This window comes from Vreelandella sp. V005, assembly GCF_052645115.1.
On sequence record NZ_JBQXYA010000002.1, the window covers coordinates 379,675 to 405,467 of the forward strand.

Genomic DNA, 25,793 nt, shown 5'->3' on the forward strand with positions numbered 1-25,793 from the left:
CGTTATGGGAAAAAATGAAACGCAACAACGCACGGATCCTCGGTTAGCGGGCCTTCAGGTTTATCGTGTCGGCGGCGCGGTGCGCGATGCTTTGCTCGGTTGGCCGGTGGTCGATAATGATTGGGTCGTAGTGGGCGCCACGCCAGAGGCCATGCGTAAGCGTGGCTTTAAGCCAGTGGGGCGCGATTTTCCGGTCTTTTTGCATCCAGACACCGCCGAGGAGTATGCGCTTGCGCGGACTGAGCGAAAGTCAGGGCGTGGCTATGGTGGGTTTGAAGTGCACGCCAGCCCTAATGTCACCCTGGAAGAGGATTTGTTACGCCGCGATCTAACCATCAATGCGATTGCTCAGAGTGTTAAGGGGACGTTAACCGACCCGTTTAATGGCCAGGGAGATATCGAGCAACGCGTGCTGCGCCATATCTCGGTTGCGTTTAGTGAAGATCCGTTGCGGGTGCTGCGCACGGCGCGCTTTCTGGCCCGCTATGCATCGTTGGGGTTTACCATTGCTGACGAGACGCTGGCGTTGATGCGCCAAGTGAGCCACAGCGGTGAACTTGAGCACTTGGCCGCCGAGCGGGTGTGGGTAGAAACCGAAAAGGCACTTGGCGAGCCAAGCCCTGAGGTCTATCTCACCACCCTTGAGTGCTGTGAAGCGCTGCCTGTCTGGTTTTCAGAGCTCGTGGGTTCGATGCTGTCGCAAGGGTTAGCGGCAATGAGTCAGGCGCCTCAACGCGGTGCGTTAGCCGTGGCTCATTGGCGTTACGCACAGTTGGTGTCGCCGTTAAATGCTCATCAGCGCGATGCCTTGGCGGCACGGCTCAAACTGCCGAATCGGGTGGCCCAGTTAGCGCGCTATACAGCACTTACCCACGCACTACTGGCCGTGCCACTCGATGGCCAGGGCGTGCTGCACTGGCTGGAACGATTGGATGGCTGGCGGAAGCCCGAGCAGGTCGAAGAGCAACTGACACTCGTCGCGATACTCGCGCCTGAACAAGTAACGCAGTTGGCTACTGCTTGGCAAGCAGCCAGAGCGATCAGCCCTCAGGCGTTAATCGCCGAAGGGTATCAAGGTGCAGCGCTGGGTGAGGCGATACGCACTCGGCGTGGGCAAGCTGTCGCGGAGGCGGTTGGCTAGCAGGTTATCGGCGCGCCGCTGCCAAACGGGGTATCTCATCCGCCTGGGAGATCCAGCGGCCCCGCCAGCTAAAATTGACTGCCCACAGGCGCTGGCTACCGAGCTCGAAGGCTTCCCATAGTGCAGCATAGGAAGTGCCGCAGTGGGGGTGGCGCTCAGCGGGCAGTAGCTCAGCAAGCGGTTGCAACACGAACGCATTGTGCGTTATTTCGCTACGTGGCAGCGTGACATCATCAATGGTACCGCAGAGGCTGCCTACCGTGAGTAAGTCAATATCCAGCGCGCGAGGGCTAAATTTGGCCGTGTCGGGAAGTCGGCCATGCGCGACCTCCAGCTGCTTACTCCACGCCTGAAGCTCTCCAGGGGTCCAGTCACTGTGAAAGGCCACCACCAGGTTATAGAAGTTGCGATTGTCGATAAAACCGACTGGCTCGCTTTCAAACACACGTGAAATTTGCAGCGCGCCAAACGTATCAGTAAGCGCGTCGAGGCAGTAGCGGATATGCCGGGCAGGCTCGATATTGCTGCCTAGACTAACAGTCACCACCTTCATGCGCTGGGCCCTTGCGTTGCCTCTGGTAAGGTGCCGCGGGTAATTTCCAGACCGACGTTGGCCGCGTTAGGCACTGCGCCGGGCTTGCGCACAGTGAGGCGTAACCAGGTAATGGGGAATTCTGAGCGCAGGCACTCTGCGAGGCGTTCGGCGAAGGTTTCGACCAAGGCGAATTGATGCTCGTTGGCAAACTGCTGAATGCGCTGACAAATGGCGGCGTAATCCAGGGTGAGACGTAAATCGTCGGTAGCTGCCGCTGAGCGTATATCGGTCGCCAAGACCAAATCTAAGCTTAGCGACTGTTGAATAGAGCGCTCCCAGTCATAGACACCGATGACGGTGTCGACCTTCAACGCTTCAATCAAAATACGATCCATTTTGCCTTCCCCTGCTGCAACAAGCCGGCGATTGTACGTTAGGATGGGGCTAAACGACAGCGGCCGGGCTAACAGCACGGTCTACAATGCGAGCAGAGCGCCATGCTATGGATAGTGGTGGGGTATTTAAGCGGCAGTTGGCTGGCAGCGCTGAGCGTTTGCCGCCTGGCTGGCGTGGGTGACCCCCGTCAACATGGCTCGTTTAACCCAGGCTTTTCCAACGTGCTGCGCCTGTATGGTCCCCGCTTAGCAGCAGCGACACTGCTGCTAGACGCCTTAAAAGCCATGCCCGCCGTGCTGGGCGCCAAGCTCATGAATTGTCCGATATGGTTGCAGGGGTTGGTTGGGCTAGCGGTGTTATTAGGCCACAGCTTTCCGCTCTGGCACGGCTTACGTGGCGGAAAGGCGGTTGCCAGTGCGTTTGGAGCGCTGCTGATATTGGTGCCGAATGTCGCGCTACTCACTGCGTTGGTGTGGGCACTGCTGGTTTGGCGGCTAAAGACGGCGGCGATGGCTTCACTGGTGAGTGCTTTGGTGGCGCCGCCGTTATGCGCGTGGCTGGCGCCTGGGTATTTTATGGTGGTCGGCGGCTTTAGTTTGTTGGTGCTGGCTCGCCACGGGCTCAATATTCGTCGACTGCGACGCGGTGAAGAGCCGCCGTTTCGCGGCTCCTAGCGCGTTGCTAGCTTTCAGCGGCAGCCGGCGGCGTCAGTTGATCCAGCGGCCAGCGGGGCGTTGCCTGCATAATGCCGGGGGTATCGCTTTCTCCTGCGGCAAGGCGTTGAGCACCCACGTAGGCAATCATGGCACCGTTGTCGGTGCAGAACCGACCGCGCGGATAGTAGGCACGCGCCTGACGCTTTTGACACTCGACCTGCAGCCGTTCGCGGAGCCGATGATTGGCGCTAACGCCACCCGCTACTACCAAGCGCTTGAGGCCGGTTTGATCCAGCGCCCGACGGCACTTAATCACTAGCGTATCGACAACGGCTTCTTCAAAAGCGCGAGCTACATCGGCGCGCGCTTGGTCGTCGAGTTCGCCAGCTGCCTCTAATTGGCGAATGGCGGTCATGGTATGGGTTTTTAACCCAGAAAAACTGAAATCGAGACCCGGCCGGTCGGTCATGGGCCGTGGGAAGCGAAAGCGTTTGGGGTCACCCTGTTCTGCGAGTTTGGCCACCAGAGGGCCACCTGGGTAGGCCAGGCCAAGCATTTTGGCCGCTTTATCAAACGCTTCGCCTGCGGCGTCATCCACTGATTCGCCGAGCAGTTGATAACGGCCCAGCCCCTGTACTTCGACAAGCTGGGTGTGACCGCCCGAGACCAGCAGGGCCACGAACGGAAACTCAGGCGGTTCGTCTTCCAGCATCGGTGCCAGCAAATGGCCCTCCATGTGGTGGACACCTAGCACGGGAATATTTAACGCCCGTGCCATGCCGTGAGCGGTGCTGGCGCCCACCATTAACGCGCCGACTAAGCCAGGGCCTGCTGTGTAGGTAATACCGTCAAGATCATGGCGCGTCAATTTGGCATCGCTAAGCACCTGCTCGATTAACGGCAGCAATTTGCGGGTATGGTCCCGGGAGGCCAGCTCGGGAACCACGCCGCCAAATTCGGCGTGCATGGCGATTTGACTATATAACGCATCGGCAAGCAGCCCTTTGCCGCCGGTGAGCGAGGTGTCGTAAAGCGCGACGCCCGTTTCGTCACAGGATGTTTCAATGCCCAGAACACGCATAAAGAGCGACTCATTAAATATATAAAGGTAAAATCATCAATGCCCTAGTTTAGCATTGTCGTCACCGGTGAGCGTAAGCATTTGCAAAGATAGCCAGTGGCGACTAGACTACTGTGCGCTGTAAAACTGGGTCGTGCACCGCATTCTAAATCGAAATTTTGCGATGTACGTACTATCCGAACTCAAGACTCCTTAAGGTAGGTGAGTGCTTAATGCCTTCTGTAAAAGTACGTGATAACGAGCCGTTTGACGTCGCCCTGCGTCGCTTCAAGCGTTCTTGCGAAAAAGCCGGTGTTCTCTCTGAAGTACGCCGCCGCGAGCACTATGAGAAGCCGACTGCTGAGCGTAAACGCAAAGCGGCAGCTGCCGTAAAACGCCACGCTAAGAAAGTCCAGCGTGAGCAAAAGCGTTTCGAACGGCTCTATTGATCCGTACCCGAGGGGCCGGCGCTGTTAGCTGGTCGTCTCAAGAGGGATGCCAAGCGGCCGCCACTAGGTGGCCGTTTGTTTTGGACTGTCATTTTTTCAAAGCTGCCATTACGCAAGGCCTTCAATGCTCAGAGTGGCCTGATTTGGCAATGGGTCTGATGGTCTTAAGCGGTGCTTCAAAAAGCAGCTTTTAAAAAATAGCTTTTAAAAAACAGTCTCGAAAGTTAGCGCATTGCGCGAGGATGCCCGTAGTTCATGGCAGGCCAAATTCCACAGCGTTTTATTGATGACCTATTGGGCCGCGTTGACGTGGTCGAGGTGGTCGGTGAGCGCGTGCAGCTTAAGAAGGCTGGTCGTAACTACTCCGGGCTATGCCCTTTTCATCAAGAGAAAACCCCATCGTTTACGGTTAGCGCGGATAAGCAGTTTTATCACTGCTTTGGCTGCGGAGCGAATGGTAATGCACTACGCTTCTTGATGGAGTATGACAAACTGCCGTTTCCTGAAGCGGTGGAGCAGTTGGCTGGGCGTCTAGGTATTGAAGTTCCTCGCGAAGGGGCTGACGACCCACGCGCCCAGCAGCGTGAAAAAAAGCGCAAAGAGGGCGTTAACCTGCTTGAACTCGCCGCCAGCTTTTATCGCGAGCGATTAAAAATGCAGGAAGGACAGTCCGCCCAGCGCTATTTGTCGGGTCGTGGGCTCTCGGATGAAGTGATCAAAACGTATGGCATTGGTTACGCGCCCGCTGGCTGGGAAGCGCTAAAGCAGCATCTTAGCGAGCGCGGCATAGGTGAGCCGGTTCAGGTTGAGTATGGCCTGCTGATCAACCGTGAGGATACCGGGCGAACATACGACCGCTTTCGTGATCGGGTGATGTTTCCGATTCGTGATTTGCGTGGGCGCACCATTGCGTTTGGCGGGCGAGTGATGGGCGATGATCAGCCCAAATACCTCAACTCGCCGGAAACACCGGTGTTCCATAAAGGCCGCGAACTCTATGGCCTGTATGAAGCGCGCCAAGCCTCCAGCAAGCTGGAACAGCTTGTCATGGTGGAAGGCTATATGGATGTCGTGGCGCTGGCGCAGTTCGGTATCCATAACGCGGTGGCGACGCTGGGAACCGCCACCACAGAAGATCATTTGACCCGTCTGTTTCGGCTGGTGAGTCGTGTGGTGTTCTGTTTTGACGGTGACCGCGCCGGAAGGCAGGCAGCGAGCCGAGCGTTGGAAACCGCCTTGCCGCAAATGATCGATGGTCGCGAGGCTCGTTTTCTGTTTTTGCCCGACGGAGATGACCCTGACACGCTAGTGCGTCGAGAAGGTACGCAGGCGTTTCAGGATCGCATCACCTGCGCGATGCCGCTGTCCGAGTTCCTTTTCGAGCAAGCAGCCCAGGGACGCGACTTGAATACCGTCGAAGGGCGTGAGCGGTTTGCCAGTCAGGTGCTTGAAGCGTTGAACAAAGTGCCTGATGGCATGCTCAAATCACTATTGTTTGAGTCATTGGCGCAGCGGAGCGGCTTGGCGCAAGAGCAGTTGAAATCGCTGCTCGAAAAGCGTACCCGGGCGACACAGCAGCAGCGTTCTCAAGGGTCGGCTGAGGTAGAAGCCGATGCGCCTTTGGGGGCGGCGGGGCCGGTTTCAGCAGCGCCCGCTAAAGGGGGGCGCGCTCGCACGCAGGTGCTTTCCCCTGTTGGGCGTATTATCCAGCTGTTGCTGCACGAGCCAAACTTGGTGGCTGCGTTACCTGATCGGTTGGATTGGCTGCCAGAGGAGGATGACACGCCGTTATGCCAAGAGTTGATTGCGTTGCTCAAGGCGGGGCGCTATCGCAGCCCGCAGGTGGTGTTGGCGCATTTTCAGGGCAGCCAGCAAGGTCAGGCGTTGGCGGTCTTCGCTAAGCGTGAGTTGTTGATTCCAAAAGCGGATCGCGAAGCCGAGCTGACTAGTTGGGTGGAACATTTGCAGCATGTTCAGCGTCAGCGTTCTCCCCATGAGGAGTACGCAGCGCTGCTGGCGCAGGAACGCGCCGGGCAAAAGCTTGATAAGGAGCAGCGCCAGCGTTTGGCAAGCTTGGTAATGCAGCTTGCTCAGCGCAATTAAGGCGGTGTTTTAGACGGTAGGGTTGAATTCCTAACGTTTCAGCACCAGATATAGGGTCAGCCACCGAGCGCTGGCCTAACCGAACAACCTAACACACCTGATTGACCGCGCAAATACGTCAAGCTGGAAAAATTCCGGTGAATTACGCTATACTGTTCGGCTTGTTGAGTTTAATCGATTCAGCGCTCCAGGTGTTTCATTCTTCTTCGTCGAGATAGGGTTTCTATGGCTGGAAATGCGCAGCAGCAGTCACGTCTGAAGGAGTTGATCGCTCGAGGCAAGGAACAGGGCTACCTGACCTATGCCGAGGTCAACGACCATCTACCCGAGGATATCGCCGACCCGGATCAAGTGGAAGACATCATTGGCATGATCAACGACATGGGTATTAGTGTCGTTGAAGAAGCGCCTGATGAAGACACTTTGATGATGTCGGATCACTCCACGGACGAGTCCGCTGCGGAAGAGGCCGTAGCGGCTCTTGCCGCCGTGGAAAGCGATGTAGGCCGCACCACTGACCCCGTGCGCATGTACATGCGTGAAATGGGCACGGTTGAGCTTCTAACCCGTGAAGGCGAAATTGAAATCGCCAAGCGGATCGAAGAGGGCACCCGTGAGGTGATGTCGTCACTGGCTTATTTGCCGGGTGCCGTCGCGTCCATTCTGGATGCCTATGACGCCACTCAGGATGAAGAGGCGCCGGGACGACTGTCGGATCTCTTCTCAGGCTTCATTGACCCTGACGAGGGCATTCCCGGTGTCGCTGAGGCAGAAGTGCCCGAGCCGGAGCCCGAAGCTGATCTTGATGATGATGTCGAGGGGGATGGCGAAGACGAGGACGAGGATTCCACGGCCAGCGAAGGCGGTCCGGATCCGGAAGAAGCGCGTGCGCGCTTCGAACAGATTCGTGAGCAGAACGCACTGGTAGAAGCAGCGTTTGCCAAGCATGGTCGCGGTAGCCCTGAGCTGAAGGCTGAGCAGACCCGCTTGGCAGTGCTCTTCTCGCCCATCAAGCTGGTGCCCAAGCACTTTGAGCGCTTGGTTGGCCAAGTGCGTATCAGTGTCGAGCAAGTGCGTGCTCAGGAAAAAGCGGTCATGCAGCTGTGCGTGAAAAAAGCCAAAGTGCCGCGCAAGACGTTTATCAAGTCGTTTCCTGGTAACGAGTCGCGCAAAACGTGGCTGGATGATTTCCAGGCAGCGCAGAGCAAGTACGCTGACCGTCTTGAGCCGCTGCGCGCCGATATTGCCCGCGCTCAGCGCAAGATCGCCTTTGAAGAAGACATGGTACAACTCTCGGTTGCCGATCTCAAAGAGGTGAACCGCAAGCTCTCCATTGGCGAGGCGAAAGCGCGCCGTGCCAAGAAAGAGATGGTCGAAGCTAACTTGCGCTTGGTGATCTCGATTGCCAAGAAGTACACCAACCGTGGTTTGCAGTTCTTGGACTTGATCCAAGAGGGCAACATCGGTCTGATGAAGGCCGTCGACAAGTTCGAATATCGCCGCGGCTACAAATTCTCGACCTATGCCACGTGGTGGATTCGCCAAGCCATCACCCGTTCGATTGCAGACCAGGCGCGCACCATCCGTATTCCGGTGCATATGATTGAGACCATCAACAAGCTCAATCGCGTCTCGCGTCAGATGTTGCAGGAAATGGGTCGTGAGCCGACGCCGGAAGAGCTCGGCGAGCGCTTGGAGATGCCCGAAGATAAAGTGCGCAAGGTGCTCAAAATCGCCAAAGAGCCGATCTCCATGGAGACGCCCATTGGTGACGATGATGATTCACACCTGGGCGACTTTATTGAAGATGGCACCATGCTGCTGCCGATCGATATGGCCACCGGTGAAGGCCTGATCGAAGCGACGCGCAACGTATTAGGTGGCTTGACCGCACGCGAAGCGAAAGTGCTGCGTATGCGTTTTGGTATTGATATGAATACCGACCATACGCTGGAAGAAGTGGGCAAGCAGTTTGACGTCACGCGTGAGCGAATACGTCAGATTGAAGCTAAAGCGCTGCGTAAGCTGCGCCATCCTAGCCGCTCTGAGCCGCTGCGTTCGTTTCTTGATGAATGATCGATAGCTGCTAATACCTAAATAGCCGCTAAGACCTAAAAAGCCCGCCGTTCACTGAACAGGCGGGCTTTTTTATGTTTGGCCTAGCGTAATGGGCCTGCCAGTAGAAAGCGCTAGGCAGACGTTTGACGTTGCGCCTTATAAATACGAAGGGCCAATAGCAGGAGTTCCAGTGTGGCGATCAAAATTAAGCTGTAACCGAGAAGCTCCACTACCTCTTCTGCGACACTCTTAAAGGTGCCTGAGTAGCTATCTTCGAGAATTAATTGCCAAAACTCTTGCCGACCATAAAGCCGCGAGAAGATATAAGTGGTCAATACCCCCGCCGTAAACAAGCCGAAGGCGAAGGTGTTGCTGTAATGGGCAAACTCAACGAGGAAGTGTTTACGTTGCTTAATCACCCAAAAGAGCGCTGGGAAAATGATCAAGGCTACCAGCACTTTCCAAGTGTTATCAGCGACATAGTTATCCAGGAAATGATCCTGCTCGCGCACCAGTGAGGCCGCTACAAACGCGAGTAGCAATAGGCTGACGGTGGGCCAGACCCTAAGCACTTGGCGAATATAAAGCAGCATGGCGCAGCAGGTGGCCAGCACGAGTGTTTGCGTAAACTCGGTAAAACCCAACTCAGAAAACCGCACTGAGGGAAGATAGAGCGCTTCAAGATAGGCGCCTTGGGCAATCGCCCCTATGAAAAATACGTATAACACTGCACGTACTAAAATGGTTTGGAACCCTATTGGCCAGGGAGGGGGAGAAGACATACCAACATCCTTTGTGGGTAAGCAGCGTCGTGACGTGCATATGCAAACATGCGTGGGTGAATGTTCATTATATCGTCACACTTCTGTGTGCGCACGTCGATATTGTGGTTATTCACTCGACGTTTGGTCATCGCCCCTGCAAAGTGTTTAATGGGCAGGCAATAACAACGTTGTGAGGGGGGTATGGGCATGGCTATTAGTGTGTTTGATCTTTTTCGTATTGGTATTGGTCCCTCCAGCTCCCACACGGTCGGGCCGATGCGAGCTGCGCGTGACTTTGCCATGGCGCTCGAAGACGCCTCCGTCACACGGGTCGTGGTAAAGCTTCATGGCTCACTGGCCGCCACCGGTGTGGGCCACGGTACCGATCAAGCTGTCATCATGGGGCTCATGGGGGAGGCGCCGGAAAGTATCGACCCCGATACGATTGCATCGCGATTGAAGCAATTGGATGAGGGGGAGCCGTTGCTGCTGGCCAATGGGCAGCCGATCGCCTTTGAACATGGCCGGGATGTAGAGTGGGATGACACCTGCCTGCCGTTTCATCCCAATGCCATGGTGTTGAGCGCCTACGGTAACAACGATGCGCTGCTGGCGACAAATACCTATTACTCACTGGGCGGCGGCTTTTATGTCGATCAAGCCAAAGCCGATCAAGGCGAAGTGGGCGAAGATAGCACGACGTTACCCTATCCCTTCGATACCGCCGCCGAGTTGTTGGCACTGTGTCAGCAGCATCGCCTGCGCATTAGCCAGTTGATGCTGGAGAATGAGAAAGCCTGGCGTAGTGAGACGGCCATTCGTGAAGAACTGCTGACTATTTGGCAGGCCATGAGTGACAGTATTGAAAATGGCTTGCGAGCCACTGGGCATTTGCCTGGGGGGTTGAAGGTTCGTCGTCGTGCACAGTTGCTGCATCAACAGCTACTCAACCCGCTGGAGAATCAGCGCCTCATTGTATCGAGTTTCACCGTAATGGATTGGGTCAACGTGTTTGCGTTGGCGGTGAACGAAGAGAACGCCGCTGGGCGGCGGATGGTCACTGCGCCGACCAACGGGGCGGCGGGCATCGTGCCAGCTGTGTTAGCGTACTATTTGAAGTTCGAGCCAGATGCTAGCGAGGCGGATGTGGTGGATTTTCTGCTCACTGCGGGTGCCGTCGGCATTTTGTGCAAAAAGAACGCCTCCATTTCCGGCGCTGAAGTAGGTTGCCAGGGCGAAGTAGGCTCCGCCTGTGCCATGGCAGCCGCTGGGCTTGCCGAAGTGCTGGGTGGCTCGCCGGGCCAGGTGGAAAACGCCGCTGAGATCGGCTTGGAGCACAACCTGGGTTTGACCTGCGACCCGGTGGGCGGCCTCGTCCAAGTGCCCTGCATAGAGCGTAATGCGATCGCTTCTGTCAAAGCGATCAATGCCGCGCGCATGGCACTTCACGGCGATGGCGAACACTTTATATCGCTGGATAAAGTGATTCGTACCATGCGCGATACCGGCCGCGATATGCAGGATAAGTACAAAGAGACCTCCAAAGGGGGCCTCGCCGTCAATGCGATTGAGTGCTAAGTGGATGAATGCTTGGGCAATACATTGCCGATATTAGCCACCAGGTAATCTACCAACTGGCGTATTTTAGGCGATAAATGACGATGGCGGGGGTAAACCGCCCACACGGCGGTGTCGTGGTGCTGAAAGGGTTCAAGTACCGCTACCAACTCGCCGCTGGCCAAATAAGGGGCCACGTAATAATCGGGTAACTGTGCAAGCCCCAGCCCTTTACGGGCGGCATCTAACAACGCCGGGCCGGAATTACCGCTCCAGCACCCTTCGACGCGCACTTCGCGACGTTGCCCGTTCACTTCAAATAACCAGTTAGGACGTGAGCCAATCAGGCAGCGGTGCTGGCCAAGCTCCGCTAGGGTGTGTGGGCGCGGTGCTTGGCGAAAATAGCCCTGGGAGCCAACAATATATTCGCGGCGATCGCATAGGCGTCTGGCAATCAAGCTGGAATCTTTCAGTACCCCCATGCGAATGGCAATATCGTAGCCCTCTTCGATCAGCTCCACCGGTCGGTTAGTGAAGTGCATATGCACGTCCAGCTGAGGGTGGAGGCACTGGAAATCATTGACCAGCGGGGCAATAAAGCGCTCGCCAAACGTCGTCGCCGAGGTGAGTTTAAGCAATCCATTGGGTTTGGCTTGCAGCTCACTCAGTGCCTGCTCAGCATCCCGCAGCCCATCAAAAAGATGGCGGCAGTGCTCTACATAAGTAGCCCCCACATCGGTCAGGCGAATTTGCCGTGTAGTACGGTAGAGTAGCTGAACGCCCAACTGATTTTCGAGCTGGCTGACCAAGCGGCTGATATGCGAGGTAGAGACCTTTAAATGGCGGGCAGCGGCAGAAAAAGTGCCCAGCCGCACCACCTCGACGAACGCTTCGATACGGCTCCAGTGCTGCACACTGACTCCTTGATGTTGATAACGATTGTTGCTCAGTGGCAATAATCTTGTGAGTGTATCCCGCTTTATCATTAGCGCCTAGCTGGCCTACACTGCAAGCATGTTTATCTTATCAATGGAGTGTACAGCTTATGTCTAAATACTTACCCAAGTGGTCGCGTGGTGCCCTAGCAATGGCTATTGGTGCAGGTTGTGCAGTCACTGCTCAGGCCGAGCTACCCACGCAACAGCAAGAGCAAGCGCCTGGCTGGTTCCGAATGATGGTGGGGGATTACGAAGTCACTGCGCTCTACGACGGTCATACGGCGATTGATACTTCTTTGCTAAAAGGCATGGAACAAGAAGAGATTCTTCGTCGCCTGGATACGCTATTTATTGATGCTGAAAGCGGTATGCAAACCGCCGTCAATGCGTTCCTTATTCACACCGGAGAGAACTTGGTGCTGGTCGATGCTGGATCAGCCGCCTGTTTCGGTCCGTCGCTTGGACAGGTAGAGAGCAACCTGCGCGCTTCGGGCTATTCGCCAGAAGATGTCGATACGGTGCTGATGACCCATTTACATCCCGATCACGTGTGCGGCTTAGCCAATGAGAGTGGCGAAGCGGTTTATCCCAATGCTGAATTACGTGCCAGCCAAGCCGATGCTGACTTTTGGCTGGACGAGGAGCGCGCGGCAGCGGCACCCGAAGGTAATCGAGCATTCTTTGAAATGGCTCAAGACGCGGTAGCGCCTTATCAGGAAGCGGATCGCTTCAACCCTTTCATGCCCGGTGATGAAGTGTTGATGGGCATCGTTGTACAAGACAGCCATGGGCATACCGTGGGGCACTCAAGCTTTATGCTGACCAGTGATGATGACGCCATGCTGGTATGGGGTGATGTGGTACATAGTTACGCTGTTCAATTTGCCGACCCCACCGTTGCCATTGAATTTGATTCCGACCCAGAGCAGGCGGTGCGCACGCGTGAGAGCGTGCTCGAAAGTGCCGTCGAGGATAAGCACTGGGTCGCTGGTGCGCATATGCCATTCCCTGGTATTGGTCACATCGTAGAAGATGAGCAAGGCTATCGCTGGTTACCGATTGAGTTTGCCCCGGTAGCTACTGACGAGTAACGCTTTCATTAAGGTGATAGACGTAGTTGATATTTAGGAGTCGAAATGAAATCACGCGCAGCGGTAGCACTAGAAGCGGGTAAGCCGCTTGAATTGGTTGAGATTGATGTCGAAGGCCCGAAAGCGGGCGAGGTGTTCGTCAAAATGGCAGCGACTAGCGTCTGTCATACCGATGCCTATACGCTCTCTGGGGCTGACCCTGAAGGCAATTTTCCAGCGGTGCTCGGCCATGAAGGGGCGGGTGTTGTGCAGGAAGTGGGCGAGGGCGTTACCAGCCTCAAGCCGGGCGACCATGTGATTCCGCTCTATACTGCTGAGTGCGGTAAATGTAAGTTCTGTTTGTCAGGTAAAACCAACCTGTGTGGCAGCGTACGCGCTACCCAGGGTAAAGGGGTCATGCCTGACGGTACCTCGCGGTTCTCACTAGACGGTAAGATGCTTCATCACTACATGGGCACTTCCACTTTTAGTGAGTATACCGTGTTACCCGAAGTCTCCCTGGCCGTGGTATCTAAAGAAGCGCCCATGGATAAAATCTGCCTGCTGGGCTGTGGTGTGACTACCGGTATCGGTGCAGTGCTGAATACCGCCAAAGTAGAGCCGGGCGCCACGGTGGCGGTATTTGGTCTCGGGGCGATCGGCTTGGCCGTCATTCAAGGCGCGGTGATGGCTAAGGCGGGGCGGATTATTGCCATCGACGTTAACGCTGATAAGTTCGAGCTGGCCAAGCAGTTTGGAGCTACGGATTTCGTGAATCCGAAAGAGTATTCGGACCCGATCCAACAAGTCATCGTCGATATGACCGATGGTGGCGTTGATTATTCGTTTGAGTGTATCGGCAACGTCAACGTGATGCGCTCGGCGCTGGAGTGCTGCCATAAAGGCTGGGGTGAATCGATCGTGATCGGTGTTGCTGGCGCTGGCGAGGAGATCTCGACACGGCCATTCCAACTGGTGACAGGGCGAGTTTGGAAAGGGTCCGCCTTTGGTGGCGTTAAAGGGCGCAGCGAGCTTCCTGGCTACGTCGACCGGTATATGAACGGCGAGATCAATATCGACGACTTCATTACCCACGACATGCCGTTTGAGAAGATCAACGAAGCCTTTGATTTACTGCATGCCGGTAAGAGCATTCGTACCGTGTTGCATTACTGAGTATTATAGTTGGCACGTTTAAACGCGGTGGGGATAACCTGCCGCGTTTGTTGCATTTAAAGGAACCTGCCCATGAGCATGAGTGAAACTTTAGAACTGGTGTCTGCTAACCGCAGTTTCGGTGGCTGGCATAAGCGCTACCGCCACTACTCCCGTGCGCTGGATTGCGACATGACCTTTGCCGTTTATTTGCCGCCCCAAGCGGAAAATGAACGTGTACCCCTGCTTTGGTGGCTCTCTGGGCTGACCTGCAACGACGAAAATTTCATGCAGAAAGCGGGTGCGCATCGCATCGCTGCCGAGCTTGGAGTGGCCATCGTTTGCCCTGACACCAGCCCTCGAGGAACGGATTTACCTGGCGAGCATGAAAGCTACGACTTGGGCTCCGGCGCTGGGTTTTACGTGAATGCCACGGAGTCCCCCTGGAAGCCTCACTACCGCATGTATGACTATGTGATTGAAGAGTTACCTTCCGTTGTGCGTCAGCACTTCCCGGTCAATGGGCGTGAGTCTATTAGTGGCCATTCGATGGGGGGCCATGGTGCTTTGATTTTGGCCTTACGCCATCCTGGGCGCTTCCGCTCGGTATCGGCTTTTTCACCGGTGGTCAATCCGATGAATTCTCCTTGGGGGCAGCAAGCGTTCACTGCTTATCTGGGCGAGGATCAGTCGCGCTGGCGCCAGTATGATGCCTGCGAACTGGTGGCTAATGGGGCATCACGCCAGCGGCTATTCATCGATCAGGGCGAAGCGGATCAATTCCTGGAAGAGCAGCTTCAACCCGAGCGTTTAGAAGCCGTTTGTGAAGAGCACGATCACCCCTTAACACTGCGCCGTCAGCCGGGCTACGATCATAGTTACTTCTTCATTGCCTCGTTCATTGAGGATCATCTGCGCTATCATGCAGACCACCTCATGAAGCGTTAAGGATAACGGAATGCTCAATCGCTCGCTGCGCCGTTTCATGCGCCTGCTCTGGCGCTTTGTTTGGCGCGGCTTTTTAGCGTTTGCGCTGCTGTCAGTCGCGCTGGTACTTCTGTTTCGCGTTGTTCCTCCACCGGGGTCGATGGTGATGGTTGAACGCAAAATACAGAGTTGGATCAATAGCGAGCCGATCCGCTTACAGCGCGAGTGGCGTGGTTGGGATTCACTCTCTGTTAACGCCAAACTGGCCGTGATTGCCGCCGAGGATCAGCGTTTCCCCCATCATAGTGGCTTTGATTTAGTAGAGCTGCGGCGTGCCTTGCAGGCGAGCCAAGAGGGCGGCCGCCTACGGGGCGCCAGTACCTTAAGCCAGCAAACGGCGAAAAACATTTTTTTGTGGACTGGCCGAAGCTGGACCCGCAAGGGGCTCGAGGCATGGTTTACACTGCTGATTGAGATACTTTGGAGCAAGCAGCGCATTCTTGAGGTTTATCTCAATGTGGCAGAGTGGGATCGCGGTGTGTTTGGGTTGGAGGCAGCTGCTCAGCACTATTTTGGCGTCTCGTCCAATTCACTTACCGAGCGCCAAGCTAGCCTGCTAGCCGCTATTTTACCTAGCCCATTAACACGTAGCGCCGCTCGGCCCGATGCACAGGTTGAGCGGCGCAGTCAGTGGATACGCCAACAAATGCGTAATTTGGGTGGGGCTGATTATCTTGAGTATCTTTAACCATGGCAGTCAGTTGTTGGGCACTGGTTATATAACACTCTCCATATGTTTTTCTAGTTATATTTAGCCTCGTCGATAATGGCCAGTGATTCCAGGTTTGGGTAGGAAAAGTAGTACCCCTGTTGGACTGGTATGCCGAGCGCCAGCAGGCAGCGCGACTCTTTACGGGTTTCAACACCCTCAGCAATAAGTTGTGTTCCCAGTGTGCTGGCGAGTGTCACTAGGCTTTTGAGTATGGCTTGGCGGCGCTTATCGCTATCGCAATCCATGACCAGATCCCGATCAAGTTTCAGCGTATCGGGCCTTAGGTCGGTTAATAAATCAAGATTGGCATAGCCGTTACCAAAATCATCAAGGGAGGTCGTGAACCCCATCTCACGGTAGCTTTCGATAATCTTGCGCATATGGCCGCGGTCTTTAACCCGCTCTGTTTCGGTTATTTCAAAATTGAGCCGCTCGGTGGGAAAACCAACCCGATGCGCTGTTTCCAGAGTGGCTTGAATGCATGCTTTGGGTTCGTAAACGGCATTGGGTAAGAAGTTAATAGAAAGTTTTTCCTGCATACCCAGATCGCTGGCTAGTTCTATCGCGCAAATACGGCATGCTTGATCGAAGCGATACATCAACGCTGGCGTCACTTGCTCAAGAATAGAATAGGCAGACTCTCCATTGGGTCCACGTACTAAAGCCTCGTAGTAAATAATCGCTCGCTGAGTGACATCAACGATCGGTTGAAACGCCATGGTAAATGCAAAAGGTACCGGTGAATCGCAACGGTTACATTGCCCGTTCACCCTGGCACAGTGGTGTTGTGCTGACATGTTTATCCAAGCCTAGGTATAAAAATATCGTTATCGTCTGATCGCCCCATGGGCGGGTTTTCGTATAACCATCACCACCCCGGTGATGGCGACCAACATTCCCACTAGTCCTAGCAAGGGAAGACGTTCGTCAAATAGCCACCACGCTTGTAGCGCGGTGACCGGTGGTACAAGATAAAAAAGACTCGCTACCCGCGAGGCTTCCCCTTTTTTTATCAAGGCCATGAGTAACAGAATAGCGGCAATTGAGAGAATCAACACCAACCAAGCCAGTGTAAATACAAAGGTGCTGCTCCACTCCACTTGGCGCGTTTCAAATAGCAGAGCGCCGCTTCCCAGTAGCATGCAGGCTGCCAAGTATTGGATCACCGCCCCAGACAGCAGCGGCATCGTCGTGCAATATCTTTTTTGATAGAGCGTGCCTAACGAAATACCCAGCAAAGCGGCGGTGACGCAAAGTAAAGCACTAATGCCAAAGCCATCAAACAGCGACTCACCAATATCGAGCTTGCTACCAAGTACCAAGCTAATGCCGATAAGTCCAAGCCCCAGCCCTAACCACTGGCGCGAGGAAAGTCGTTCGCCTAGTAACGGCCCGGCAAAGACGGCGGTGAGTAGCGGTTGGACGCCTACTAATAAGGCCGCTAAGCCAGCGGGCATACCTAAATAAATGCCATAAAAAACACCACCCAAGTAAGCACCGTGAACAAGGAAGCCCGATATGGCGATATGTGTCCATAACCTAGGCGATGAAGGCCAAGGGATACGCATCAAAAGTGCCAACGGGATCAACAGTAATAAGGTCAGCACAAAGCGAATAAACAGAAAGGTGAAAGGTTCTGCGTAGGGGAGGCCAAATTTGGCGCCAATAAATCCTGTGCTCCATAGAAGTACAAACACGGCAGGCATGGCGGACAAGCCAATAGATGCTAGATTTTTTTCTTTTAAATCACTGAATTTTAATGACATTTTTATTTCCTGGTAGCGTGTTTAAATTTTTTTAAATTACATATTGTTCTTTTTGTTACTAACTTTTACATAAGAGATTGAACCTGATCGAACACAGCGCGTCTCAATGGGCACATACACAACGCAATATTGAGGTTTTACTATGCAACGTATGACTGCTCTGTTCTCTGCTGCCCTGCTCGCCACAGGTTTAATGACCGCTACTGCTCATGCCCAGCAAGACCAGGAACCGGCACAAGATCCGATGGCTACTCAGCAAGCAGCACCTGCCCAGGATTTTTCTGATGATCAACTTCAGCAGTTTGCCGATGCTTCTCAAGAAATTGCCGTTATTTCTCAAGAATATACCCAGCGTCTGCAGGAAGCGGAAGATGAGTCAGCGCAGCAGGAAGTGCGCACAGAAGCTAATGACCGCATGATCGAAGTAGTCGAAAACAGCGGTCTTGATGTTGATACCTTCAATGCAATTGGTCAATCCATTCAGCAAGACCCTGAAATGATGCAGCGTGTTCAGGAAATGGCGAGCCAATCTTAATCCTGCCACTGTTATCGGCTGATGACGTTATTAGTGTAGCTAACTTAACAAATTAATTAGCCACGTAACTATCAGCTTGGCCTAGGCCATCAAAGCCCGGTGCTTCTTGCATCGGGCTTTTTGTTGTTTACAAGTTTTATGCTGCAGCCTTTCGGTAGAGACCGATTATCGTGCCTTGTGGGGTTTACCTTCCTCAGCCTACCCGCCACACTTTATACACTAGCCCAACCATTGGCCGGCAAGCCGAAGGAGTCCATATGGATGTCGAATTGTTAGAAATACGCCAGCATATGGGACAGTTTCCCCCGTTTGACGGGCTGTCGGATGATCTTCTCGATGCTATCGCTGAACAAGTGGAAGTCAGCTATTTCAAAACCGGTAATAGCATTTTAGAGCTCAATGAAACACTCAATGACCTTTGCTATATACGTAGCGGTGCGGTAGAAGTCTATCGTAGCCAGGGGGAGCTCTATAATCGCTTGGGTGAAGGCGATATTTTCGGTCACTTCAGCCTGCTGCGTAATCATAAAGTGCGTTTTCCTGCCCAGGCCATTGAAGATACCTTGATTTACTTTATCCCTAACGCTGTGTTCCAACGGCTGTGTGAAGAAGATGAGGACTTCGCCGATTTTGTCGAGTTGGAACGGCCGCGGCTAGAAACGGCCGCCGAGCAGCAGAAGAAATCCAACGACATGATGGTGACCAGGATCCGCAAGTTGCTGACGCGTTACCCTGTCATGGTCGAAATCTCAACCAGCGTTCAGCAAGCAGCGCAGCAGATGAGTGAAGCCCAAGCCTCGGCACTGCTAGTATTGAAAGAGGGCAGCGATAACCCACGCTTTAGCTTTAAGGACAGCGAAGGCCAGACGTGGCAAATGTACGGTATTTTGACCGACAGCGATTTTCGTACTCGCGTGGTGGCTGAAGGGCTATCCCCGCAGACCACGGTGGGCGAGGTGGTTTCCCCGCGGTTGATTACGGTTCAATCCGATGCCTCTGTCTATGAAGCCATGCTGACGATGTTACGCAGCAACGTGCATCACTTGCCCGTGCTTTATCGGCAGCGTCCGGTGGGCGTGGTGCATCTCTCCGATATTATCCGTTATGAAACCCATAGCGGCCTCTATTTGGTGAGTAATATTTTTAACCAGTCCAGCGCTCAGGGGCTGGCACGTTTAGCTCCCGATGTGCGGGCAGCGTTTGTACGCATGGTACAGGAGGGCGCTAACTCGCAAATGGTGGGCAGTGCGCTGTCTACGATAGGGCGAAGCTTTACACGGCGCTTGCTAGAGATGGCGGAAGCGGAACTAGGCCCACCGCCAGTGCCCTACTGTTTCATGGTCAATGGCTCCATGGCACGTAATGAACAGAGCATTGTTACTGATCAGGATAATGCACTGATTCTCTCCGATGAGTTTATTCCCGAACAGCACGACGGTTACTTTTACGCTTTGGCAAAGATAGTCAGCGATGGCTTGGATGCCTGTGGCTATACCTACTGTAAAGGTGATGTGATGGCGACTAACACTCAGTGGCGCCAGCCATTAAGCGTTTGGAAACGTTATTTTCAGGACTGGATGGCCAATCCCACGCCCGAACGATTGCTGCACAGCTCGATATTTTTCGACCTGGACAGCTGTTATGGCGAAGAACTCTATGTGGAAGCGTTGCAAGACCTGATTGCTGAAACGGCCCCTAAATCACCGCTGTTTTTAGCCGCCATGGCGCGTAATGCCCTCAATCGCACGCCACCGTTAGGGTTTTTTCGCACTTTTGTCATGGAGCAGGACGGCAAGCACAATAACTCTATCAACCTTAAACGCCGCGGCACCGCGCCGATGGTGGATTTGGTGCGTATCCACGCCCTGGCCTGCGGCTCTAAAGCACAGAACTCTTTTCAGCGCTTAAATGACATTGGCGATACCCAATTATTAGCGACCGGGATGAGTGAGAAACTCAGCTATGCGTTTGAGTTTCTATGCATGTCGCGGCTTCGACATCAGATGATCGACCTGCAAGAAGAGCGTCAGCCAGATAATAATATCGAGCCTGAAAATGTCGAGGATAGCGAGCGTCATACCCTGAAAGATGCTTTCCAAGTGTTGAGTAATGCACAGAAGTTTTTGAAGTTTCGCTACCCAATGCCTGCTCAACGGCAGGGGCGTTGATATGCACGGCATACGTCCACGTCAGAAAATTACCCAGGCCGACTGGGCAGGCTATATGGCTCAGCGTGCAGAGCGGGCCAGTAGTCCGGCGCTTCAACAATTTTTTAGTACACCACTGCCAGATCCCGAAACGCCGATTGCCGAGGTGCCAATGGTGGCGCTGGATATGGAAACCACTGGGCTGGATGAGCGGCGTCATGCGATTGTTAGTATTGGCGTTGTGCCCTTCACGTTAAACCGTATCAAGCTGGCAGAAAGGCGCTATTGGGTCGTGAACCCTTCACGGCCGCTGGCAGAAGCTTCCATTGCTTACCATCATATTACCCACTCGGAAATCGCTGAAGCACCGGATTTAGAAATGATATTGGATGACCTTTTAGCCCAGTTAGCGGGGCGCTTAGTCGTTGTCCATTTCCGCAATATTGAGCGGCCCTTCCTAGAGGCTGCTGTTAAAGCACGCCGGGGGGAAGGGGTGCTGTTTCCTATGATCGATACGATGTCATTGGAAGCGCGGCTTCATCGTCAAACGCTTTGGGCACGTTTTCGCCGTTGGCTAGGTCGTCCACCCGTGTCGATACGCTTACACGCTAGCCGTGAACGCTATGGTTTGCCTGCCTATCAAGGCCATCATGCCTTGGTCGACGCGCTAGCAACCGCCGAGCTATTGCAGGCGCAAATTGCCACCCACTATCGAGCTGACACCCCCTTAAAAAATGTTTGGTGTTAAAAGTGACCCATAAAAAAACGGGCAACCCTTGGGTTGCCCGTTTGCTTTACGCATTAAACGTCTTAGACAGCTTTCGGTTCGCTCATTAACCCTTTGATGATGGCATAACATGCCACTAGCAAAATGATGGTGAACGGGAAGCCCGTCGATACGGCCATGGTCTGTAGTGCCGTTAAACCGCCGCCTAGTAGCAATGCAATCGCAATCGCGCCTTCAATGATTGCCCAGAACACCCGCTGTGGCGTTGGCGCATCGACTTTGCCGCCCGCCGTGATTGAGTCAATCACCAACGAACCCGAATCGGATGAAGTGACAAAGAAAATAATCACCAACAAAATGGCAATAAACGAGGTGATTTGCGATAGCGGTAGCTGTTCCAGCATGATGAATAGCTGAAGATCGACACCGGCATCCCGCACAGCGCTAATACCTTGGTTCACATACTGATCAATCGCCGTGCCGCCAAAGGTGGTCATCCAGAGTACTGATACCAATGAGGGTATAAGGAGTACTGAAACCAAAAATTCGCGAACGGTACGGCCACGTGATACGCGTGCGATGAACATACCGACGTATGGAGACCAGGAAATCCACCACGCCCAGTAGAAGGCTGTCCAGCCTTGGCTGAAGTTAGCATCTTCACGGCCAAATGGGTTCGATAAGGCAGGTAGATGAACCGCATAGCTCCATAGGTTCTCAAAGAAGCCAGTTGCAATAAGCAGGGTAGGACCGACCGCGATCACAAAGAACAGCAGTAGCGCGGCCATTGCAATATTGATTTTGGACAGCAACTGCACGCCCTTATCGACGCCAGCAACTATTGAACAAACGGCAATAAGCGTAATACCGATAATCAGTAGCACCATGGTGATATCACCTTCAGGCGCGCCGAATAGGTAAGTGAGTCCCGCTGCCGCTTGGCTAGCACCTAGCCCAAGCGAGGTGGCCAAGCCAAAAAGCGACGCAAATACCGCCAGAATATCAATCAAGTGGCCCGGCCAGCCCCAAACGCGCTCACCTAGAATCGGGTAGAACACTGAACGCATTGAGAGCGGTAGCCCTTTATTGAATGAGAACAGCGCCAATGAAAGCGCGACGACGGCGTAAATCGCCCAGGGGTGTAAGCCCCAGTGGAAAATCGTTGCCGCCATGCCCAGTGCTGCTGCACCCGCGGCATCGCCCTCGGCGCCTGACAACGGTGCCCAGCTGCCACCATCAAAAGAGGTACCAAAGTGGGTCAGTGGTTCATTGACGCCGAAGAACATCAGGCCAATGCCCATGCCTGCGGCAAATAGCATCGAGAACCAGCCCATGTAGGTAAAATCGGGTTTGGCATCAGCGCCACCAATGCGGATTTTACCTAAGGGGGAGAAAATTAGGCCTACACACAAAATAACGAAAATATTGGCGGCCGAAATAAAGAACCACGCTAGATTGCCTGTCAAGAAGCTGAAGATCGCGTCATAGATAGGGGCGATCGCCTCTTGCAGCGCAAGCGTTAAAATAACAAATAGCAGTACCACGATGGCCGAAATGGTGAACACCTTGCCGTGTAGATCAAGGTTAACGCCCATGGTATTCGTGGTGATATTGTCTTGGCCGATCACATAGTCGGTATCAATTAAATTCGCTGGGCCATCTGGAGCAGGTATGCCCTCAGAGACTGTCTCTTCAAGGTGGTGTTTGTCGTCGTGGTTATCCACTGGAGCCTCTCTCTTTCGATCAGATGTGTCGATCAAAAAATGTTGAACAGTAACCAAAATGTGGTCATCAACCAACATTCCAGGGCGCGCATTAAGAGGCACACAATAGCAAATCTGTTAAAACAGGATTCAACGTATTGTGAACCATAGCGCTTATAACGACAGCAGAGGGCCGAAGCCCCCTGCTGCAGTATCTTGCTCGTGCGGTGTTAGCTATCGAGCCACTGCTCTACGACATCTTGATTGTCTTCAACCCACTGCTTGGCGTTCTCGTAAGGATCGCTGCCGTCTTCCTGGTTCATGAGCATGACTTCGCCCATTTGCTCCGGCGTCCATTCGAAAGCATCGAGAATCGCATAGGCTTCGGGCATATCACCCTCTAGCCCTTCGCGTGTCGCGGTGTGGATTTGCTCCGCACCGCCATAGACATTCTCAGGATCGTCCAGGTATTTAAGGTCAAAACGGGCAAACATCCAGTGGGGCGTCCAGCCAGTCACCACTACGTCTTCTTCATTACTAATCGCGCTGGATAAGGCGGCTGTCATCGTGGCGCCACTACCACTACGCAGGTCCAGCTCAAGGTCATAGGTATCCACAACCTCTTCGGTCAGACCCATTAGGCCTGCACCGGGGTCAATACCGATGATCTCGCCGTTAAAGCTGTCAGCGTTGTCGTTTAGGTCAGCAATAGAGTCGACGTCGGTGTACTCAGGAACGACGAGGCCCAGCTTGGTGCCGTCCAGGTTTGGTCCTAGGTCTTCTACGCTATCACCCAGGCGTTCCATGTAGTCGGCATGGGTAGTGGGCAGCCAAGCGGCAACGATGGCATCTGCATCGCCAGTAGATAGCGCTTGGAACATAGCGGCTGCCGAGAGCGAGGTGAGATCGACCTCGTAGCCAGCTTGCTCGAGGACAGCGGCAATGACGTTGGTGGAGGCAACTTCAGAAGACCACTCCACGTAGGCCAGGTTGATCGTACCTTTCTCTTCTTCGGCTTGTGCTGCACTGCTAATAGCAACGCCTGCACCGGCTAACAGTGCTAGTGAGGCAATACGTATACGGAGGTTCATGGTGCGATATTTCATTCACTTTCTCCCTTGGGTATAAATTATTAACGTATCTAATGGCTGCCTAAAACAGCATGGTGAGCAAGAAGCGACTTGGCAAGCCATTGGCTCAACGCAGCCGCTTCTGTCTGTTTGCTTAATTAGCGCGTTTCATCTTATTGTCGGGTTTTTCTAAGCGATTGGGTTAAGCGGTCAAGCAGCATGGCCAGAATCACCACCGCAATACCTGCTTCGAAGCCATCACCTGGGCGCAAACGTTGAATGGCGCGCCAGACTTCGCTACCTAGGCCATCGGCACCAATCATGGCGGCGATCACGACCATGGAGAGGGCGAGCATAATGGTCTGGTTGATGCCCGCCATGACAGTGGGCAGTGACAGCGGTAGCTGAACTTTGAACAGTTTCTGACCACGCGTGGCGCCGTAAGCATCGGCGGCTTCAATGAGCTCTACCGGCACCTGACGAATCCCCAACGTGGTAAAACGAATTGCTGGGGGCATCGAGAAGATGACCGTCGCGAAAATCGCCGAAACAGAGCCGATCCCGAAAAACGGAATGGCCGGAATCAAATAAACGAAGGCAGGCATGGTCTGCATGAAATCCAGAATCGGCATGATCACCCGGTAAAGCCGATTGGATAACGCGGCCGCGATGCCTACCGGTAGAGCGATCACTACCGCCACCATCGTGGCAAAGACGACCAGCGTGAGCGTCTCGATCATCGGGTTCCAAAGGCCTAAGTTCCAAATCAGTGCAAGACCGGCCGTGGCGCCTATCGCTAAGCGAACGCCAGCTAACTTCCAGCACAGTAAGGCTATCAAGCCCAGCAGCGCCCACTCAGGCAGCCACATCAAGCTGTCGTTTAAAACATCAATGCCGGTCTGCGTGAAGCGGGAAATACCACGGGTAACCAAAGAATATTCGCTGGTTAACCAAGTCAGGCCGCTCTCAATCCAGTCACCTAGCGGAATGCGTGGGATATCCATTATTGCTCTCCTGCCCGTGCCAGTTCATCGAGTACTGCGCCTTTTACCACTACGCCGAGCAATTGATCCTGCTTATCGGTAACGGCGATAGGGAAGCTCTTTTCGCTAAACATGGCAAACAGGTTGTGCAGTGGCTCATCCATAGGGACTTTGCGGAAGTCTTGGGTTAGGTAGGCGGTGATGGATCCCGCACCTTCTTCGATTGCTCGACTCGCAGCGTCGGCTTCCAACAAGCCCAGCAAGCGACGATCACGGTCAACAACATAAATCGAATCGATGCTGTGGTCACGCATACGGTGTAACGCCGTGCGCGGTCCATCGCTTTCACGAGCGGTGGTGCGCAGCGGACGCATAGCACTTTCAGCGGTCAAGATACGTGAACGATCGACCCCTTCGATAAAGCGCCGCACGTAGTCATCTGCTGGCTGGGTGAGAATCTCTTCCGGCGTGCCGATCTGTACCACTTCACCATCTTTGAGCAGCACGATGCGGTCACCAATATTGAGCGCCTCGTCCAGGTCATGGGTGATGAACACGGTCGTCTTCTGCATTTTGGTTTGTAACTGCAAAAGCTCTTGCTGCATATCTTTACGAATCAGCGGATCCAGTGCCGAGAAGGCTTCATCCATCAACAGCACGGTGGCATCGTTGGCCAATGCGCGGGCTAGGCCAACGCGTTGCTGCATCCCGCCTGAGAGTTGATTGGGGAAGGCGTCTTCCCAGCCCTCCAAACCAACTTGCTTCAACGCGTTATGAGCAATTTTTTGGCGCTCAGTTTTCTCTACACCGCGAATTTCCAAACCGAACTCGGCATTCTGCTGCACAGTGCGGTGCGGAAATAGCGCGAAATTTTGAAATACCATAGAGAAATGACGGCGACGACACTCCAGCAGCGCTTTCTCTTTCAGTGTGGGAATGTTCTCACCGTCGATGACGATCTCACCTTCGGTGGTTTCAATCAGACGGTTCAGGCAACGAATCAACGTTGATTTTCCCGATCCTGAAAGTCCCATAATCACCAATAGTTCGCCTTCATAAACGTCAAACGAAATATTGGAAAGTCCCAGCGTCTGGCCCGTTTTCTCCAGAATTTCCGGGCGCTTCATGCCCTGGTCACGAAGCTCAATAGCTTTTTGGGGGTGCTTGCCAAAGACTTTACTTAAGCCGCGCACTTTAATTTTGACGGGTCGTGTCTCGTCCATCGGCGGTGCCTTTTTGTTGAGCGAAATGAATGGCGATTGATAACAGCCCAAGCGGCGT

24 protein-coding genes are annotated in these 25,793 nt (G+C 54.0%); 13 read left to right on the forward strand and 11 right to left on the reverse strand.

What is annotated here, in order from left to right; translation table 11 throughout:
• Positions 1–4: 4 nt before the first annotated feature.
• Positions 5–1,141 (forward strand): polynucleotide adenylyltransferase, encoded by a 1,137-nt coding sequence (locus tag ACUN8H_RS06990; RefSeq protein WP_445531427.1) that lies wholly within the window; start codon positions 5–7, stop codon positions 1,139–1,141.
• 4 nt (positions 1,142–1,145) lie between these two features.
• Here ACUN8H_RS06990 and folK read toward each other — a convergent pair whose 3' ends face one another.
• The gene (gene folK / locus ACUN8H_RS06995) at positions 1,146–1,694 is read right to left on the reverse strand and encodes a 2-amino-4-hydroxy-6-hydroxymethyldihydropteridine diphosphokinase (protein ID WP_445531428.1); all 549 of its coding nucleotides are present in this window, start codon (positions 1,692–1,694) and stop codon (positions 1,146–1,148) included.
• Entirely contained in the window at positions 1,691–2,071 is a 381-nt protein-coding gene (gene folB / locus ACUN8H_RS07000; protein ID WP_445531429.1) for a dihydroneopterin aldolase, read from the reverse strand. The genes folK and folB overlap by 4 nt, the downstream gene beginning before the upstream one ends.
• 102 nt (positions 2,072–2,173) lie before the next feature.
• Between folB and plsY the strand changes: the two genes are divergently transcribed.
• Complete coding sequence (gene plsY, locus ACUN8H_RS07005; protein WP_445531430.1) at positions 2,174–2,746, forward strand: glycerol-3-phosphate 1-O-acyltransferase PlsY; 573 nt, start codon at positions 2,174–2,176, stop codon at positions 2,744–2,746.
• A gap of 7 nt (positions 2,747–2,753) precedes the next feature.
• Here the strand turns inward: plsY and tsaD are convergent, their stop codons facing one another.
• On the reverse strand, positions 2,754–3,809 hold the full coding sequence (tsaD, locus tag ACUN8H_RS07010) for a tRNA (adenosine(37)-N6)-threonylcarbamoyltransferase complex transferase subunit TsaD (protein ID WP_445531431.1): 1,056 nt from the start codon (positions 3,807–3,809) through the stop codon (positions 2,754–2,756).
• Between the two features lie 212 nt (positions 3,810–4,021).
• Between tsaD and rpsU the strand changes: the two genes are divergently transcribed.
• From rpsU to rpoD, 3 genes are all read left to right on the forward strand, one after another.
• Entirely contained in the window at positions 4,022–4,237 is a 216-nt protein-coding gene (gene rpsU / locus ACUN8H_RS07015) for a 30S ribosomal protein S21 (RefSeq protein ID WP_008956349.1), read from the forward strand.
• Positions 4,238–4,492: 255 nt separating this feature from the next.
• Positions 4,493–6,340, forward strand: coding sequence for a DNA primase (gene dnaG / locus ACUN8H_RS07020; RefSeq protein ID WP_445531432.1), 1,848 nt, complete (start codon positions 4,493–4,495; stop codon positions 6,338–6,340).
• Positions 6,341–6,565: 225 nt separating this feature from the next.
• On the forward strand, positions 6,566–8,416 hold the full coding sequence (gene rpoD, locus ACUN8H_RS07025; RefSeq protein ID WP_445531433.1) for an RNA polymerase sigma factor RpoD: 1,851 nt from the start codon (positions 6,566–6,568) through the stop codon (positions 8,414–8,416).
• A gap of 113 nt (positions 8,417–8,529) precedes the next feature.
• On the opposite strand, the gene ACUN8H_RS07030 is transcribed toward rpoD, so the two are convergent.
• Positions 8,530–9,180, reverse strand: a complete 651-nt coding sequence (locus ACUN8H_RS07030; RefSeq protein ID WP_445531434.1) for a hypothetical protein — start codon at positions 9,178–9,180, stop codon at positions 8,530–8,532.
• 189 nt (positions 9,181–9,369) lie between these two features.
• Between ACUN8H_RS07030 and ACUN8H_RS07035 the strand changes: the two genes are divergently transcribed.
• Positions 9,370–10,740 (forward strand): L-serine ammonia-lyase, encoded by a 1,371-nt coding sequence (locus ACUN8H_RS07035; RefSeq protein ID WP_445531435.1) that lies wholly within the window; start codon positions 9,370–9,372, stop codon positions 10,738–10,740.
• Here ACUN8H_RS07035 and ACUN8H_RS07040 read toward each other — a convergent pair.
• On the reverse strand, positions 10,737–11,633 hold the full coding sequence (locus tag ACUN8H_RS07040; protein ID WP_445531436.1) for a LysR family transcriptional regulator: 897 nt from the start codon (positions 11,631–11,633) through the stop codon (positions 10,737–10,739). The two genes, ACUN8H_RS07035 and ACUN8H_RS07040, sit on opposite strands and share 4 nt — an antisense overlap.
• Positions 11,634–11,764: 131 nt before the next feature.
• Here ACUN8H_RS07040 and ACUN8H_RS07045 point away from each other — a divergent pair, with 131 nt between their 5' ends.
• The 4 genes from ACUN8H_RS07045 to mtgA all read left to right on the forward strand — a co-directional run bounded on the left by ACUN8H_RS07045 (position 11,765) and on the right by mtgA (position 15,557).
• Positions 11,765–12,748 carry an MBL fold metallo-hydrolase gene (locus tag ACUN8H_RS07045; protein WP_445531437.1) on the forward strand — a complete coding sequence of 328 codons (984 nt, stop codon included), beginning with the start codon at positions 11,765–11,767 and terminating at the stop codon, positions 12,746–12,748.
• 45 nt (positions 12,749–12,793) lie between these two features.
• On the forward strand, positions 12,794–13,903 hold the full coding sequence (locus tag ACUN8H_RS07050) for an S-(hydroxymethyl)glutathione dehydrogenase/class III alcohol dehydrogenase (protein ID WP_445531438.1): 1,110 nt from the start codon (positions 12,794–12,796) through the stop codon (positions 13,901–13,903).
• Positions 13,904–13,975: 72 nt separating this feature from the next.
• On the forward strand, positions 13,976–14,830 hold the full coding sequence (fghA, locus tag ACUN8H_RS07055; RefSeq protein WP_445531439.1) for an S-formylglutathione hydrolase: 855 nt from the start codon (positions 13,976–13,978) through the stop codon (positions 14,828–14,830).
• 10 nt (positions 14,831–14,840) lie between these two features.
• A complete protein-coding gene (gene mtgA / locus ACUN8H_RS07060) occupies positions 14,841–15,557 on the forward strand; it encodes a monofunctional biosynthetic peptidoglycan transglycosylase (protein WP_445531440.1) in 717 nt (238 codons plus the stop codon).
• Positions 15,558–15,610: 53 nt separating this feature from the next.
• On the opposite strand, the gene ACUN8H_RS07065 is transcribed toward mtgA, so the two are convergent.
• Together ACUN8H_RS07065 and ACUN8H_RS07070 are read right to left on the reverse strand one after the other, a co-directional pair.
• Positions 15,611–16,378 (reverse strand): EAL domain-containing protein, encoded by a 768-nt coding sequence (locus ACUN8H_RS07065; protein ID WP_445531441.1) that lies wholly within the window; start codon positions 16,376–16,378, stop codon positions 15,611–15,613.
• Between the two features lie 30 nt (positions 16,379–16,408).
• Positions 16,409–17,347, reverse strand: coding sequence for a DMT family transporter (locus ACUN8H_RS07070; protein ID WP_445531442.1), 939 nt, complete (start codon positions 17,345–17,347; stop codon positions 16,409–16,411).
• A gap of 142 nt (positions 17,348–17,489) precedes the next feature.
• On the opposite strand from ACUN8H_RS07070, the gene ACUN8H_RS07075 reads away from it, so the two are divergent.
• The 3 genes from ACUN8H_RS07075 to ACUN8H_RS07085 all read left to right on the forward strand — a co-directional run bounded on the left by ACUN8H_RS07075 (position 17,490) and on the right by ACUN8H_RS07085 (position 20,777).
• Positions 17,490–17,882, forward strand: coding sequence for a DUF4168 domain-containing protein (locus tag ACUN8H_RS07075; RefSeq protein WP_445531443.1), 393 nt, complete (start codon positions 17,490–17,492; stop codon positions 17,880–17,882).
• A gap of 257 nt (positions 17,883–18,139) precedes the next feature.
• Positions 18,140–20,050, forward strand: coding sequence for a DUF294 nucleotidyltransferase-like domain-containing protein (locus ACUN8H_RS07080; protein ID WP_445531444.1), 1,911 nt, complete (start codon positions 18,140–18,142; stop codon positions 20,048–20,050).
• Between the two features lies 1 nt (position 20,051).
• Positions 20,052–20,777, forward strand: coding sequence for a 3'-5' exonuclease (locus ACUN8H_RS07085; protein ID WP_445531445.1), 726 nt, complete (start codon positions 20,052–20,054; stop codon positions 20,775–20,777).
• Positions 20,778–20,839: 62 nt separating this feature from the next.
• On the opposite strand, the gene ACUN8H_RS07090 is transcribed toward ACUN8H_RS07085, so the two are convergent.
• The 4 genes from ACUN8H_RS07090 to ACUN8H_RS07105 all read right to left on the reverse strand — a co-directional run bounded on the left by ACUN8H_RS07090 (position 20,840) and on the right by ACUN8H_RS07105 (position 25,735).
• Positions 20,840–22,480 carry a BCCT family transporter gene (locus ACUN8H_RS07090; RefSeq protein WP_445531446.1) on the reverse strand — a complete coding sequence of 547 codons (1,641 nt, stop codon included), beginning with the start codon at positions 22,478–22,480 and terminating at the stop codon, positions 20,840–20,842.
• 209 nt (positions 22,481–22,689) lie between these two features.
• Complete coding sequence (locus tag ACUN8H_RS07095) at positions 22,690–23,565, reverse strand: glycine betaine ABC transporter substrate-binding protein (protein ID WP_445531447.1); 876 nt, start codon at positions 23,563–23,565, stop codon at positions 22,690–22,692.
• Positions 23,566–23,702: 137 nt separating this feature from the next.
• Positions 23,703–24,533 (reverse strand): ABC transporter permease, encoded by an 831-nt coding sequence (locus tag ACUN8H_RS07100; protein WP_290697338.1) that lies wholly within the window; start codon positions 24,531–24,533, stop codon positions 23,703–23,705.
• Complete coding sequence (locus ACUN8H_RS07105; RefSeq protein WP_445531448.1) at positions 24,533–25,735, reverse strand: quaternary amine ABC transporter ATP-binding protein; 1,203 nt, start codon at positions 25,733–25,735, stop codon at positions 24,533–24,535. Before ACUN8H_RS07105 ends, ACUN8H_RS07100 begins: the two co-directional genes overlap by 1 nt.
• Between the last annotated feature and the right edge of the window lie 58 nt (positions 25,736–25,793).